The following is a 17462-nucleotide window of genomic DNA, read 5'->3' on the forward strand; positions in this document are numbered from 1 at the left end:
CATCAGGCCGATCACCAGTTCCGCCGAACGCGGCATCGCGACGCCCACGCGGATTTCCGGGCCGACCCCGAGCGCCAGCAGATGACGGGCCAACTGGTTGGCCCGTCGGTTGAGTTCGCCATAGCTCAGCGCCACACCGGCATGACTCATTGCCTGCGCCTGCGGATGCATCGCCACCCGCGCTTCGAAGCTCTGCGAGATCAGGCGTTGCTCCGCATAGGCGGCGTGATTGTCGTTCCATCGCGCCAGGGTCTGACGTTCGGCCAGCGGCAACAGACCGATCTCGCCCAGGTAACGCTGCGGCGCTTCGAGGAACTGACGCAGCACCTCTTGCAGATGCGCCGCCAGGTCCAGCACGCTGCGCTCGGCGAAATGTTCGGTGAGGTAGTTGAAATCCAGATTCAACACGTCGCTGGCCCCGGCAATCAGGGTCAGTCCGTAGTTGGTCTGCTCGCGGTGTTCCAGACCGCCGAAACGCAACCCACCCGGATTGGCTTCCAGCGCTTCGGAGACCGGATAGTTTTCAAACACCAGCAAGGTGTCGAACAGCGCTTCGCCGCTCAGCTCGGCCAGACGCTGGATGTCCTGCAACGGAGTCTGCTCGTAGTCACGCAGCAGCAGGTTCTTGTCCTGCACACTGCGCACCCAGTCGCCAACGCTGACGGTCGCCTGCGGGCTGGCGATCACCGGCAAGGTGTTGATGAACAACCCCAGTTGCTGCTCGATGCCCGGCAGATCCACCGGACGTCCCGACACGGTCGCGCCAAAGGCTACCGTGGCCTGGCCGGTGTAACGCTGCAACACCAGCAGCCACGCGGCTTGCACCAGGCTGTTGAGAGTCACTTGCTGCTGACGCGAGAACGCGTTCAGGCGCTGGGTGAAGGCTGCATCGAAATGCAGACGATGCATCTGCTTGCCCGGCCCCGGCACCGTAGCCCCGTGGCAGGCCGAAGCCAGGCGGGTCGGTTCTTCCAGCGCTGCCAGTTGCCCGCGCCAGAACGCCTGGGCGGCGGCCTTGTCCTGACCTTGCAGCCACACCAGGAAATCGCGGTAGCGACCCTGCGCACCCGGCATCGGGTGACCGGCGTAATCCTGCAACACCTCACCGAACATCCGCGAGTTGCTCCAGCCATCCATCAGGATGTGGTGACAGGTGAAAATCAATCGATGACGTTCATCCGCAGTGCGCAGCAGGCACAGGCGCAACAGTGGCGGGTTCTGCAGATCAAAACCGCGCTCACGGTCGGCCTGCGCCCGGGCTTCAAGCACGGCCGGCAGATCCGCCACACCGCGCACATCGACTTCCGGCATCTCCAGGGTCAACTGGCGATTGATCACTTGCAGTGGCGCATCAAGACCATCGCGCCCCCAGATGAACCCGGCGCGCAGCACTTCATGGCGATCCACCACCCGCTGCCAGGCTTGCTGGAAACGCGCCACGTCGAGGCCGTCGATGTCCAGCAGCATCTGATAGACGTAAGCGCTGGCATCGGCGTCGTAAAGGCTATGGAACAGAATGCCCTGCTGCATCGGCGCCAGCGGATAGATGTCTTCTATGCGCTGAGCGGCGATGGGCAGGCTGTCCAGATGCGCCTGGGACAACCCGGCCAGCGGCACGTCGGACGGCGTCAAACCACCGCTCGAATGGCTCAGGCAATGATCGATCAACTCGCCCAGCGCCACTTCATAAGCGCGAGCGAGCGCATTGATGGTCGCCTCTTCGAACACATCGCCGCTGTAGGTCCAGGTCAGGCTCAGCTGGCCCTGATAGACCCGGCCGTCGATGGTCAGCCAGTTGGCCATCGGCGCGTTTTCATCCTGACCGGCGCCCTTGTCTTCGGTGGCCGGTACCCACAGGGCGTCAGCGTCGAAGTTGTTGTCGAACTGGCCGAGGTAATTGAACGTGACTTTCGGTTGCGCCAGACCGTTCAGCGCCGCCTGCGCCTCGGCGCTGCCCAGATACCGCAGCAAGCCATAACCGATGCCTTTGTCGGGGATCGCGCGCAGTTGCTCCTTGATGCCCTTGATCGACGCCTCAAGACTGGCGTCGGGGGTCAGACGCACCGGGAACATGCTGGTGAACCAACCCACCGTGCGACTCAGGTCGATATCGTCGAACAGGTCTTCACGACCGTGACCTTCAAGCTGCACCAGCGCGCTGTCCGTGTTCGTCCACTGGCACAACACACGGGCCAGTGCCGTCAGCAGCAGATCGTTGACCTGAGTGCGATAGACCGCGGGGGCCTGTTGCAGCAACTGACGGGTACGTTCGGCATCCAGGCGGGTATCGACGCTGCGTTCGAAACGGTTGCTCAACTGGCCTTGCGGGTTGTCCAGCGGCAGCTCGACCGAGACGTCGCGCACCTGTCCGCGCCAGTAGTCGAGTTGACTGTCCAGCGCCGCACTGCGGGCATGGGCTTGCAGACGCTGGCCCCAATCCTTGAACGCGCTGGTCTTGGCCGGCAGCACCACAGCCTGCCCGCTGTGCAGTTGTTGATAGGCGGTTTGCAGATCTTCCAGCAGGATCCGCCACGACACGCCATCGACCACCAGGTGATGGATCACCAGCAGCAAGCGCTGGCTGGCGTCCGGCAGATCGACCAGCGCCGCACGCATCAGCGGGCCATCGAGCAGGTCCAGACTGCGCTGCAATTCGAGGCACAGCGCCGGCAATGCCGCACTGTCATCCAGCGTGAACGTGCGCAGCAACGCTTGTGCCTGATCCGCCGGCGCATGGCTCTGCTGCCAGCCATCGCCGCTCTGGCGATAACGCAGACGCAGCGCGTCGTGGTGCCGTTGCAGGTGCAGCAGCGCCTGTTCCAGCGGCGCCGCTTGCAGCGCCGTGGCCGGGGTCAGCAGGATCGACTGGTTCCAGTGATGCCGCGCCGGGATATCACCGTTGAAGAAGTAATGCTGAATCGGCGTCAGAACCGCATCGCCGAGCACTTCGCCCTGTTGCGTCTGCACTGCATCGCTCTGTTGCGCGACGGTTGCCAGACGCTGCACGGTCTGGTGCTGGAAAATGTCTTTGGGAGTGAAGCGAATGCCCGCCTGACGGGCGCGACTGACCACCTGAATCGAAATGATCGAATCGCCGCCCAGCTCGAAGAAATTGTCGTTGAGGCCGACGCGTTCGACCTTCAACACGTCCTGCCAGATGTCGGCCAGACGCTGCTCCAGTTCGTTGCGCGGTGCGGCGTAGGCTTCCTGCACCTGGGCGACATCCGGCTGCGGCAGTTGTTTGCGATCGAGTTTGCCGTTGGCCGTCAGCGGCAGGCGCTCAAGGAACGCCCAACTGACTGGAACCATGTAATCGGGCAGCGATTCGCGCAAATGTGCCTTGATCGAATCGCGCAGCGCGCCCTGCCCTTCGGCATCCAGCGCCTCATTGGCGACGATCCAGGTCGCCAGTTGCTGGCCACTGAGGCCATCGACCGCCAGCACCACCGCTTCACGTACTTCGGAGTGCTTGAGCAGTTGCGCTTCGATTTCTCCCAGCTCGATTCGGAAACCGCGGATTTTCACCTGATGGTCGATACGGCCGATGTATTCGATCACACCGTCGCCACGCAGCCGCGCCAGGTCACCGGTGCGATACAGGCGTTCACCCGCCTGCGGATTGAACGGATCCGGAACAAACCGCGTCGCGCTCATGCCGGGCTGATTAAGGTAACCACGGGCCAGACCGGCGCCGGCGATGTAAAGCTCGCCGATGCAGCCTTGCGGCACCAGGTTCAGCGAATTGTCGAGCAAGTACCACGACAGGTCGACAATCGGCTCGCCGATCGGGCTGCTGTGGCTCTGCTGCAAGTCAGCCAGCGACAATGGCCGGTAGGTCACGTGCACGGTGGTTTCGGTGATGCCGTACATGTTGATCAGCGTTGGCGCGCGGTCGCCGAAACGTTCGAACCACGGGCGCAGGTTCTGCACTTCGAGGGCCTCGCCGCCAAACACCACATAACGCAGGGTATTATCGCGCGACGACTCGCTGGCCACCTGCATCAACGGCTTGAACGCCGATGGCGTCTGGTTCAGCACGGTGACATTTTCGTCGCACAGCAGGGTGTAGAAATCTTCCGGGGAACGGCTTGTGTCGTGGGGCACCACGACCAGTTTGCCGCCGTAGAGCAGCGCACCGAAAATCTCCCAGACCGAGAAGTCGAAGGCGTAGGAATGGAACAGTGTCCAGCTGTCCTGCGGGCCGAAATCGAACCAGTGCTCAGTGGCACTGAACAGACGAATGACGTTGCTGTGCGGCAACAAAGCGCCCTTCGGTTTGCCGGTGGAGCCCGAGGTGTAGATGACGTAGGCCAGATTGTCCGGCGTGGTCAGGCACACCGGGTTGCTGTCGCGGCGGCCTGCGACTGGCTGGTTCAGATCCAGACAGGTCAAACCCGCCGGCACTGGCAATTGCGCCAGCAGATGCCCCTGGGTCAACAGCAGTTCGATGCCGCTGTCCGCGATCATGTAGCTCAGCCGGTCATCCGGGTAGCCCGGGTCCAGCGGCACATACGCGCCACCCGCCTTCAGCACCGCCAGGATGGCGACGATCATGTCCAGCGAACGCTCAACGGCAACACCGACGCGTACGTCCGGGCCGACGCCCCGATCGATCAGCACGTGCGCCCACTGGTTGGCACGACGATTGAGCTCGGCGTAGGTCAGACGTTGCCCGTCAAAGGTCACGGCGATGGCTTCAGGATGACGTTCCGCCTGGGCTTCGATGGCTTGATGAATGCACTGCTCGACCGTTTGTTCGACCCGTGCCGGATTCCACTGCGCGAGCAATTGTTGTTGCTGGCGGTCATCGAGCATCGGCAGTTGCCCGATACGCTGGCCCGGCTCGGCGACAATCGCCCGCAACAGCGCATTCCAGTGTTGCGCCAGGCGCTCGATGGTCGCGGCGTCGAACAGATCCGTGGCGTACTTGAGCACGGCTTCGATGCCGTGAGCCTGCTCGGTGGTGTTCAGGGTCAAGTCGAACTGGGCGGTCTGGCTTTGCCATTCCAGCGGGTCGATGCTCAGGCCGTTGAGGCGGGTTTCGACGCTCGCGCGGCGTTCGGCCTGGTGGTTGAACATCACCTGGAACAATGGGCTGTGGCTCAGACTGCGACCCGGCTCCAGCGCTTCGACCAGTTGCTCGAACGGCAAGTCCTGATGGGCCTGGGCTTCCTGCGCGGTCTGTTTGACCTGGCGCAGCAGATCGACAAACGGCATCTGCCCATCGATGTCGGCCTTGAGCACCTGCGTGTTGACGAAGAACCCGATCAGACGCTCGATTTCCACTCGTCCACGGTTGGCCACCGGCACGCCGACGCGGATGTCGGCCTGCCCGCTGTAGCGGTGCAGCAACGCCTGAAACGAGGCCAGCAACACCACGAACAGGGTCACGTTTTCCTGACGGGCGAACGCCTTGAGCGCGTTGCTCAGCGCCGGATCGAGAATCAGATTATGACTGGCCCCGGCAAAGCTTTGCTCGATGGAACGCGGGCGGTCCATCGGCAATTCCAGCACCGGTTGCTCGCCACCCAGCTTCTCTTGCCAGTAAGCCAGTTGTCGCTCCTGCTCGCCGGCCTCCATCCACTGGCGCTGCCACAGGGCGTAATCGGCGTATTGAATCGGCAACGCCGGCAGACCTGCGGCGTGCCCGAGATTGAAACCGGCGTACAGCTGCACCAGCTCCTCGATCATCACTTGCAGCGACCAGCCATCGGAAACGATGTGGTGCAGGGTCAGCACCAGCACATGGTCATTCGGGGTGACTTGCAGCAACGCCGCGCGCAACAGCGGGCCATGCTCCAGGTCGAACGTTTTCTGGCTCTGGGTCTGCACGAACGCTTGAATGGACGCTTCAGGGTCGTTCGCCGACTCAGTGCTCAGTTGCTGGACCTCCAGTGCAAAGGGACCTGCGGGCAGGACCACTTGCAAGGGTTGTCCGGTTTCCTGGGTGAACACCGTGCGCAAGGTTTCGTGTCGTTCGATCAGCGCCTGGACGCTGCGCTCCAGCGCGGATACATCCAGCGGTCCCTGCAAACGCAGGGCCGTCGGAATGTTGTAGGCCGCGCTGTGCGGCGCCCACTGCCAGAGAAACCACTGGCGTTGCTGAGCGTAGGACAGCAGCAACGGCTCTTCAGCCGTGCGCTTGAAAACCGGGGCAATGTCAAAGAGGTTGACGCCTTTCTGCTTGAGCAGAACCGCCAGAGCCTTTCTTTGCTTAGCCGAAAGTTGTCCTACCGACTCGATTAACTCTTGCACGCGTTTTTCCCTCTCAAGAAATCAGTTTTTCCAGATCATCGAGGGATAGACGTTTGAGAGCCTCCAGGGATTTAGCCAATTCATCCTGAACGGGCGACATTTCGACGCGCAGGGCCTCGATCCGCGCGCAGAACGCCTTGAGGGTATCGGTTTCAAACAAGTCCTTGAGCGGCACCTTGTCACCCAGACGTTCCTTGATCCGGGTCACCACCAGCGTGGCCAGCAACGAGTGCCCGCCAAGCTGGAAGAAGTTGTCCGCCAGCCCGACGCGCTCGACCTCCAGCACCTCCTGCCAGACCGTCGCCACTTCCCACTGCAGATCGGTCTGTGGCGCCTGATACTGTTGCTGCGCCGGACTGTCGCCCAAGGCCATCAGGGCCTTGCGATCCAGCTTGCCGTTAGGCGTGAGCGGGATGGCTTCAATCAGGTGCAAGTGCCCCGGCACCATGTGCGCTGGCAGGCGCGCGGCCAGAGCACTGCGCAAGCGTTCCGCGAACACGACCTGATCGCTCACCGGTTGCGCCGCCACGACGTAGGCATGCAGGTGTTTGCCGGCTGCACCCTCCTGGGCAAGCACCACCGCTTCACCAATGTCCGTCAACTCCAACAGCCGCGCTTCGATCTCACTGAGTTCGATGCGGAACCCGCGAATCTTCACCTGATGGTCAGCGCGGCCAATGTATTCGATGTTGTCGTTACTGCCCTGGCGCACCAGATCGCCAGTGCGGTAGAGCCGTTCGCCGTTGCTGGCGTAAGGGTTCGGCACGAAGCGTTCGGCGGTCAACGCGGCCTTCATCAGGTAACCACGGGTTACGCCGGCACCCCCCAGGTACAGCTCGGCCGGCACGCCTTCTGGCAGCACTTGCAACTGACTGTCGAGCAGGTACGCAACGGTGTTTTCCAGCGGCCGGCCGATGTTCGCCTGCCCCTGAGGCGTACGCAGGGTGAAGGTCGAATAGGTGGTGTCTTCCGACGGCCCGTACAGGTCGTAGACCTGCTGCACCGAGGTGCTCGCGTACAAGGTATCCACCAGGCTTTGCTTGAGTGGCTCACCGGCCAGATTGATGGTCTTGACCGAGCGCGGAATCTGCCCGGCACGTTGCAGCGCAGCAATCGCCGACGGCACCGTGTTGATCAACGTGACCTGCTCACGGGCCGGCAGATCGGCCAGTGCCAATGCGTTGTCCGCCAGTACCAGACATCCGCCGCAGGCCAGCGTGACGAAGATTTCCCAGACCGACAGGTCGAAGCAGATCGATGTCGACGCCAGCACACCGCGCAGTTGTTCCTCGCGATACACACCCGCCGACCACTGAATCAGCGCCGACAGGTTACCGTGGGTAATCGCCACGCCTTTCGGCTTGCCGGTGGAACCCGAGGTGTAGATGACATACGCCAGATTCTGCGCCGTCACGTTCACCACCGGGGCGGTAGACGGGAACTCGCTGAGCGCGCCCTCTTCCACCAGCAGTACCTGCGCGCTCAACGTTTCGGGCAGCATCGCCTGCGCTGCGGGTTCGGTGAGCAGCACGGCGGCGCGGCTGTCGTCGAGCATGTGCAGCAAACGTTCCTGCGGGTAGTCCGGATCCAGCGGCACATAAGCGCCCCCGGCCTTGAGGATCGCCAGCAGGGCCACGAGCATGTCCGGTGTGCGGCGCATGCACACACCCACGCGCACCTCCGGCCCGACACCCAGCGCTTGCAGTTTGTGCGCCAGACGATTGGCCCGGGCGTCGAGGCTCTGGTAATCGATCGATTGTGCGGCGAACACCACGGCCTGCGCCTGTGGTTGTCGCTGCACTTGCGCGGCGAGGTGTTCCAGTACCGTGCGAGCATCCGGCGCGGTGACGGCAGCCTTGCCCCAATTGATCGCCGCTTCGCGCTGCGGCGCTGCGAGCAATTGCAACGCGCCGAGTGGCTGAGCGGCATCCGCGAGGAACTGCGTCAGCAGACTTTCCAGCTGCGCACTCAGGGCAGCGACCGTGGTCGCGGCGAAACTGGCCTGATCGTAACTGATCCCCAGACTCAGCTCGCGACCGGTGACCGCCACCAGCGTCAGCGGGTAGTTGGTCTGTTCCTGACGGCGAATCGCCGAGAACGTCAGGCCGGTGGCCGGACCTTGTTGCAGGGCTTCGGCCATCGGGTAGTTTTCGAACACCAGTAGGCTGTCGAACAACGCCCCGGCACCGGTTCCCGCCCAACGCTGAATGTCGTAGAGCGGTGTATGTTCATGCTCGCGCAGCGCCAGATTGAGGCCCTGCACCTGTTGCAACCACTGACTGACGACGATTTCCGCGGACGGCGCCGCCACTACCGGCAGGGTGTTGATGAACAGGCCGATCTGCTGTTCGACACCCGGCAGGTCGGTGGGACGTCCGGCAACGGTAGCACCGAACGCCACGTTGTCCTGACCGGTGTAACGCTGCAACAGCACCAGCCACGCCGCCTGCACCAGCGTGTTGAGGGTGACTTTCTGCTCGCGGGCGAAACGGTTCAGGTCGGCGGTCAACGCCTCGCTGAACACATGCTCGTGATCGGCGTAACCGTCCGCCACCGGTTGCCCGCCCGACAGGGTGCCGGCCAGACGCGTCGGTTCTTCCAGGTCGGCCAGAGCCGCCGTCCAGAACGCGCGGCTGGCCTGCTGATCGCGCTGGCCGAGCCACTCGATGTAGTCGCGATAGCGCCCCTGGGTCGCGGCCGGGACCATCCCGGCGTAGCGCTGCAACACTTCGCCGAACAACTGCGAGGTGCTCCAGCCATCCATCAGGATGTGATGACAGGTGTAGATCAGGTGATGCGTCGCTTCGTCGGTGCGCACCAGCGTCACCCGCAACAGCGGCGCGGCGGTCAGGTCGAAGCCGCGGGCGAGATCGTCGCTGGCCAGTTGTTCCAGCGCTGCGCCGAGGTCGGCCCGGCCGCGCCAATCCTGGACCTGCCATGGCATCTGCACGTTGTGCCGCACCACTTGCACGGCTGCGGCGGCATCCTGCGGCCAGACAAATGCACTGCGCAGAATCTCGTGTGCCTCGACGGTGTGCTGCCAGGCCTGACGGAAGCGCTCGGCGTCCAGCTGTTGCACGTTGACACGTAGCTGGTTGGTGTACGCCGGGCTGTCCGGGTCGTTGACACTGTGGAACAGAATGCCTTGCTGCATCGGCGACAACGGGTACAGATCAACGATGTCACGGGGCGGAATCGGCAGTGCCGACAGCTGCGCCTGGGTCAAGGTTGCCAGACTGAAGTCCGACGGGGTGACGCCTGCTTCACCGCTGTCGCAGCAATGCTCGATCAGACGCTCCAGCTCACGCTGATAGGCTTCGGCCAGCGCCGCGATGGTTTCTGCGCGGTACATGCCCGTGCCAAAGGTCCAGGTCAGTTCCAGCTCACCACCGTACACCTGACCATCGACGCTCAGCCAATTGCCCAATGGCGCCGAAGCGTCCTGATTGGCGCCGGTGCTTTCGCCACTTGGCACGAACAGCGCGCCCTCGTCAGCGCTGAATGCGCCGTCGAACTGGCCCAGATAGTTGAACGTCACGCGCGGTTGCGGCAACGCCTGCAGCTCGGCGCTTCGGTTCAGATATCGCAGCACGCCATACCCGATGCCTTTGCCCGGCACCGCGCGCAGTTGTTCCTTGATCGCGCACAGGGAGGCGCCCGGATCCGCCGCCGGCGTCAGGCGCACCGGGAACAGACTGCTGAACCAGCCGACCGTGCGACTCAGATCGACCTCGTCGAACAGATCTTCGCGCCCGTGCCCTTCGAGCTGAATCAATACCGAAGGCTGTGCGCTCCAGTCGCACAACACCCGTGCCAACGCGGTCAGCAGCAGGTCGTTGATTTGCGTGCGATACGCTCCGGGAGCGACTTTGAGCAATTTGTGGGTCAGCGCCTGACTCAGGCGCGAACTGGCCCGCGCCGCCTGGGCACGGCTCTGATGGTCCTGCGGGAAATCTCGCGGCAGTTGTGCGTCGCCCGCCTCCAGGGTTGCGCGCCAGTAGTCGCTCTCGGCGGCCAGCGCCTCGCTCTGCGCATATCCCTGCAGACGTTCGGCCCAATTGTGCAGCGACGTGCTTTTAGCCGCCAGGACCAGCGGCGTGCCGGCGGCGAGCGCGGTGTAGGCGTGCTGCAGGTCTTCCAGCAGAATGCGCCAGGACACCCCGTCGACCACCAGGTGATGGATGACCAACAACAGGCGTTGCTCAGCGTGCGGCAGGTTCACCAGCACCGCACGCAACAAGCGTCCCTGTTGCAGATCGAGGCTGCGCTGGGCTTCGTCAGCGAGTGCCGGCAATGCTGCCAGACTGTCCAGCTCGCGCAGCCACAACAAGTCCGGATCACGCAGAGTCTGCGCCTGTGCCTGCCACGTATCGCCCGAGCACTGGAAATTCAGCGCAAGTGCATCGTGCTGCTCGACCAGTGCCGCCAACGCGGTGCGCAAGTGAGCGGCGTCAAGACGAGTGGTCGGTTGCAACATGACCGACTGGTTCCAGTGTTGGCGCCGGGCAATCTCGGTCTCGAAGAAGCGTGCCTGAATCGGCAACAACGGCAGCGGCCCACGGTTGGGTTGCGCCGTGCTCGCCATCGGTTTGGCGTCGATCAGTCTGGCCACGGCAGCCAATTGGCCAATGGTCTGTTTTTCGAAGAGTTGCTTGGGGCTCAGCTTGATCCCCTGGCGCTTGGCCCGGGCAATGATTTGCAGGCTGAGGATGGAGTCACCGCCCAACTCGAAGAAGTTGTCGCTGGTGCCTACGCGCTCAAGCTTGAGCACTTCGGCCCAGATCGCCGCCAGCTTCTCCTCGACCTCCCCCACCGGCGCAACGAATTGCTGCGTAACCACACCCGGCACCGGCAAGGCACGCTTGTCGAGTTTGCCATTGGCCGTCAGCGGCAATTGCTCCAGCAGCACAATCTGCGCCGGCACCATGTACTCCGGCAGGCACGCCTGCAACTGCTCACGCAGAGCGTGTGCCTGCAAGGTCGAACCGGCCACCGGCACACACCACGCTACCAATTGCAGGCGCGCCGGATCGTCCTCCAGGGCCAGGGCGAGCACCGCGGCTTCACTGATGCCGTCGAGGCCGAGCAAGACTCGCGCGACTTCCGCCGGTTCGACGCGATAACCACGCACCTTGACCTGATCGTCGGCGCGGCCGATGAACTCCACCGCTTGCTGACGATTGCGCCGCACCCGGTCACCGCTGCGATAAACCCGCGCACCTGCGGCACCGAACGGATCAGGCAGGAAGCGCTCGGCAGTCAGGCCCGGTTGCCCGAGATACCCCAGCGCCACGCTGTCACCTGCGATGTAAAGCTCGCCGGCCACCTGATCGGCGACGCTGTTGAGCACATCGTCGACGACGTAGACCTGAGCGCCGCTCAGCGCGGTGCCGACCGGAACGCCGCGGGCGTCGGCCGCCAGCTCGCTGACCTCGTGGGTCAACACACCCACCGTGGTTTCACTCGGCCCGTAGTGGTTGATGATGCGGCAACCCGGCTTGAGCTGACGCACACGCTCCACCAGTGCCGGCGAGCAGGCTTCGCCGCCGACGATCAGGGCTTGCGCCGGCAGCACGTCAGCGGCGCGGGTTGCCTGCAACAGCGCCGCCAGGTGTCCCGGGACGATTTTCAGCATGCCCACTTGATGAGTGGCCATGTACTCGGCAAATCGATCCGGGTCAAAACCAAGCTCTTCCGGCAGTACGTGCAACAGGCGACCGGCGCACAACGCGCCGAACAACACCGTGAAGCCCAGATCCGCAGCAATGGTCGACACCAGCGCCATGCTGGTGTCCGGCGTCGGCGCCAGACGCTCCAGTACACCGCGCACGTAACTGCCCAGCGCGCCGTGACTGACCAGCACGCCTTTGGGTTGCCCGGTGGAGCCGGAGGTGTGAATCACATAGGCCGGGGACTGCGCAAACAGTGTGACCACCGGGCTGACACTCGCCTCCTGCTGCCACTGTTGCGGGGCATAGGCGAGCCCCTGACAACCATCGACCGCCAGCTCGGACAACCGCGCATCCCCTTGCGCGCACAACAGCAGGCGCGCACCGGCATTGCCGAGCATCTGCTGCAACCGCGCGTTCGGCGCCTTGACATCCAGCGGCATGTACACCGCTGCGGCCTTGAAGATCGCCAGCACACAGGTCAGCCAGTCCAGCGAACGCTCCATCAGCACCGCAACCGGTTGGCCGGCGCTGACGCCCTGCGCCAGCAGATGATGGGCCAGACGATTGGCAGCCTGGTCCAGCGCCTGAAAGCTCAAGGTCTGATTCAGGTCGCGCGCGGCCAGTGCTTCGGGCTGTTGCGCCACTTGACGATCCCACTGCTGCAACACCGACAACGCCGGTTCGCCCGGTGCCGCAAGCACCACCGGAGCCAGCGTGGCGACGCTGTGCAACGGCGCTTGCGGTGCCTTGAGCAATTCGTCGAACAAACCCAGCAACGCCGGCACGAAAGCCTCGACGGTTTGTGCGCGATAAAGGTCGCTGGCATAGGTCATCTGACCGTGGATCAGCGTGCCGTCGTCGGTGATGTCCAGCGCCAGATCAAAGTGGGTGCCGTCCTTGTCCAGCGGATACTCGGCGACGCTCAGCCCCGGCAGGTTCATCGAGCGCTGTTTCTGCATACCGACGTTCTGGTTGAACTTGGCCTGGAACAGCGGGTTGTGGCCCAGGGTTCGTTCCGCCACCAATTCGTCCACCAGTTGCTCGAATGGCAGTTCCTGATGCGCCTGCGCGCCGAACGCCGCCTCGCGCACCCGCGCCAGCAAGTCTTCGAAACTGCCGTGCTCATCGACCTCGCAACGCAATACCTGGGTGTTGACGAAGAAGCCGATCAGCCCTTCGACTTCGGCACGGCCACGGTTGGCATTCGGCACGCCGACGCGAATGTCGCGCTGCCCGGCCTGACGCGAGAGGAACAGCGAGAACCCGGCCAGCACCAGCATGAACAGACTGATGCCCTTGCTGCGCGCAAACGCGTTGAGTTGCAGGGACAGCTGCGCACCAAAATCAAAGCTCAGGGTCTGGCCTGCGAAGCTTTGCGTCAGTGGCCGGGCGAAGTCCGGCGCCACTTCCAGCAGCGGATGTTCCTCACCGAGTTGCCGGCGCCAGTAATCGAGTTGACGGTCGCCCTCGCCGGCCTCCAGCCAGCGCCGCTGCCAGATCGCGTAGTCCGCGTATTGCAATGGCAGCGCCGGCAACTGCGGCTCGCGCTGAAGGCTGAAGGCCTGATAACACTGGACGAATTCCTTGACCATCACGTCCATCGACCAACCGTCGGAGACGATGTGGTGCATGCTCACCACCAGCACGCATTCTTCTTCGGCCAGAGCAAACAGACTCGCACGCAGCAGCGGCCCCTGGCGCAAATCGAACGGCCGCGCGGTGACTGTCTGCACCTGTTGCGCCAAGGCCGTCTCGCGTTGCGAAGCCGCAAGACCCGTGAGGTCGATGCGCTCCAGTGTGATCGGCTGCTGATCGAGAATCACCTGCTGCGGCTGATCGCCATCAGTGTGGAACACGGTGCGCAGCGCTTCATGGCGCGCGACCAGATGATCGAAAGAGCGTTGCAGCGCCGATTCGTCCAGGCGCCCTTTCAGGCGCAGCCCGGCCGCCATGTTGTAGGCGGCGCTCTGCGGTTCGAGTTGCCAGAGAAACAGCAGGCGCTGCTGAGCGAACGACAACGGAATCGAGGTGACCTCGTGTCGACTGACCGGCAGCGGCAACAGGCTGAAGTCCTTGCCGTCCTCACGCAGTCTGGCCAGAAACTGCCGACGCTGCTCCAGCGGCAAGCCGACGAATCTTTTAGCGATACGCTCCGCCATGGTGCCGCTCATACTTCTTCTCCTTCCAAAGCATTCATGAACTGATCCATGTCGGACCAGTCGTCTTCCGTTGCGCTGTCCACCTGTTGCGCCAGCACCGCCGCCAGATCGGCCAGCAACGGTTTTTCGAACAGGCTGCGCAGTGGCAACACCACGCCCAGTTGAGTTTTGATGCGTGCGATCACTTGCGCGGCCAGCAGCGAATGGCCGCCCAGTTCAAAGAAGTGATCATCCAGACCGATCCGCGACACTTGCAGGACCTCGGCCCAGATTTGCGCCAGACACTGCTCGGTGTCGGTTTGCGGCGCGCGATAATCGCCTTGCAACTGGCTCGCATCCGGTGCCGGCAAGGCCTTGCGGTCGAGCTTGCCGCTCGGTGTCAGCGGCAGGTTCGGCAACAACAGCAGATGCCCCGGCACCATGTAGTCCGGCAGATGGGCTTGCAGCGCGGCGCGGATTTGCTGACGGAACGCCGACTGGGTAGCGGCGTTTTCCAGCACGACCTGCTCGCAGACCACATACGCCACCAGTTGCGGGCCGCCGCTGAGCGGCAGCGCCAGAACCACCGCCTCGCGAATGCCCGGGCACTGTTGCAGGCGCGATTCGATTTCGCCCAGCTCGATGCGGAAGCCGCGAATCTTCACTTGATGATCGACCCGGCCGACGTACTCCAGCGCGCCATCGGCACGCAGTCGGGCACGGTCGCCGGTGCGGTACAGACGCTGCCCTTCGGCAAATGGGTCGGCAATAAAGCGCTCGGCACTGAGCATCGGCTGACGGTGATAACCACGAGCCAGACCCGGGCCACCGATGTACAACTCGCCCACCGCACCTTGCGGCAGCAGGTTCAAATCATCGTCCAGCACGTATAGGCGCCGGGCATCGAGACCCTTCCCGATCGGGATACCGCGCCACGACACGACGTCTGCCGTCAGTGCGCTGCAATCATGAATGGTCGAAACAACCGTGGCCTCCGTCGGGCCGTAGGTATTGAGCAACCGCACATGCCCCAGCCCGGCCTGTTGCCACAGCCGCAAGCCATCTACCGCCATGGCCTCGCCACCGACATGGATCTGTCGCAGCGCGCCAAAACCGGCCGGCGGTTGCGCCGCGTATTCCTGCACCAGCCAGTACCAGTACGCGGCCGGCAGGTCAGCCAACGTGATGCCGTGGTCGACAATCACCTGACGCAACGTTGCGCTGTCCCACAATTGCGTATCACGCAGCACCACAGCGGCGCCATGGCACAGCGGCGGGAAGAACTGCTCGACAAAACCGTCGAAGCTGCTGGTGGCGAACTGCAGGACCCGGTCACCTTCGCGCAGGTCGCTGTAATCGATGGCGCGCTCGATGAATTCACTCAGTGCGCCGTGGCTGACCGCGACGCCTTTCGGCCGCCCTGTGGAGCCGGAGGTATAGATCACGTAGGCAAGATTCTGCGGCGCGACCGTTAACGACAGGTTGTCGGCCGGAGTTTCGCCGGACAATTGCTCCAGACACAGGCACTCGACAGCCTCCAGCGCCGGCAGGCTGGCAAGACTGGCGCTGTCGGTCAGCAGCAGTTTCAGGCCACTGTCGTCCAGTACGTGGCGCAAACGTTCTGCCGGGGTTTGCGGGTCCAGCGGCACATAGGCGCCCCCCGCCTTGAGCACGGCCAGCAACGCCACCGCCAGCTCCAGCGAGCGCCCCAACGCGACACCGACCAGCACGTCCGGACCGACACCGCGCGCGCGCAGCTGATACGCCAGGCGATTGCTGCGCGCATTGAGTTCGGCATAGGTCAGTGACGGTGACGGCGCGGTGGCGAGGATCACGGCCGCTGCCTGCGGCGTGCGAGCCACTTGCGCCTCGAACAGGTTTTGTACGCTGGCGAAACGCGGTGCTACTGCAGTGGCCTGAATCAGTTGCGCGCGCTCGGCATCTGCCAGCAGCGCGACTTCGCCGATGACCTGCTGCGGGTCGCGGCAAACGGACTCAAGAATATTGCGCCAATGCCCGGCCATCGCAGCGATGGTCGCGGCATCAAAAATATCGGTGGCGTACGTGAACGCGGCGAACAACTGCTCGCCTTCCTCGCGGGTATCGAGCATCAAATCGCTGGTAGCGGCATGTTGCCGAGCACTGCCGGCCAGTTGCTCTTGCGTCAGATAACCCACCTGCAAACCCGATTCCAACTGCACATGCTGCAAGTCCGTCACCAGCGGCTGATGGTTGAACATCACCTGAAACAACGGATTGTGGCTTTGGCTGCGGGCCGGTTGCAGCGCCTCGATCAAGGCATCGAACGGCAGTTCCTGATGAACCTGCGCGCCGAGTGCGGCCTCACGCAGACGCTGCAACAGCTCGACGAAACGGGTTTGCGCGGTGACTTCGCTGCGCAGGATCTGGGTGTTGACGAAGAAGCCGATCAGCCCTTCCGTTTCGCTGCGGGTGCGGTTGGCAATCAGGCCACCAACGCGAATGTCGGTCTGCCCGCTGTAGCGATGCAACAACGTCTTGAACGCCGCGAGCAACACCACGAACAGGGTCACACCCTGACGCTGGGCGAGGCTTTTCAGTTCCTGACGCAACACGGCATCGATGACCGTTTCCAGCCGCGCACCCAGATGGCTCGCTTGCGCCGGATAGGCGCGGTCGGTTGGCAACTCCAGGACCGGATGCTCCTCGCCCAATTGCGCGCGCCAGTAGTCCAGCTGACGTTCACGCTCACCCGCCTCCAGCCAGCTGCGCTGCCACAGCGCGTAATCGCGGTAATGCACGGTCAGCGCCGGCAACGCGGGTTCGCGCCCCGCCACCAGCGCATCGTAGGTACGCATGAATTCGTCGATGAGAATATTCATCGACCAGCCATCGGCAATGATGTGGTGCAAGGTCAGCAGGAGTACATGCTCCTGCTCGGCCAGACGCAACAGGCGCAGGCTCAGCAGCGGGCCGCTTTGCAGATCGAATGCCTGCGTGGCCTCGGCCATCATGTGCTGTTGCGCGAGCGGCCAGCGCTGCTGTTCGGGCACGGCGCTCAAATCGGTGAGGGGCAATTGCAGCGCCTGCGGCTCGGCCACGCGCTGGAAGGCACGCTCGCCGACCTGACCGAAGGTGGTGCGCAGACATTCATGCCGCGCAACCAGCAGGCTGAACGCCTGCTCCAGCGCTTGCACCTGCAACGCACCGTTCAGACGCACGGCCATCGGCAGGTTGTAGGCAGCACTGTGCGGATCCAGTTGCCAGAGAAACCACATCCGCTGCTGCGCGTAAGACAGGCCGTCACGCTCGGCGGCTCCGTCACAGGCGGTCATGGGGAGCTGCGCAAAATCGATGCCTTCGCGGGCCATGCCGGCGAGAAACAAACGGCGTTTGTCCTGCGGCAGTTCGATAAAGC

Annotated in this window: 3 protein-coding genes; all 3 read right to left on the reverse strand. The window is 63.6% G+C overall.

Going from position 1 to position 17462, the window contains the following annotated elements; genetic code table 11:
* A partial coding sequence (locus DBR18_RS23915) for a non-ribosomal peptide synthetase (protein ID WP_146188789.1) occupies positions 1-6255 on the reverse strand: 6255 nt, incomplete at its 3' end.
* 13 nt (positions 6256-6268) lie between these two features.
* Positions 6269-14098, reverse strand: a complete 7830-nt coding sequence (locus DBR18_RS23920) for a non-ribosomal peptide synthetase (RefSeq protein WP_108592170.1) — start codon at positions 14096-14098, stop codon at positions 6269-6271.
* Positions 14095-17462: amino acid adenylation domain-containing protein (locus DBR18_RS23925; RefSeq protein ID WP_256588904.1), on the reverse strand; the 3368-nt coding region annotated here is incomplete at its 5' end. The genes DBR18_RS23920 and DBR18_RS23925, both read right to left, overlap by 4 nt.

Origin of the sequence: Pseudomonas sp. HMWF021, assembly GCF_003061005.1 — a bacterium.
Lineage (GTDB): Bacteria > Pseudomonadota > Gammaproteobacteria > Pseudomonadales > Pseudomonadaceae > Aquipseudomonas.

Excerpts from the sequence above, each read along its gene's own strand:
- DBR18_RS23920 (WP_108592170.1), bottom strand. The coding sequence starts at position 14,098 with ATGAGCGGCACCATGGCGGAGCGTATCGCTAAAAGATTCGTCGGCTTG.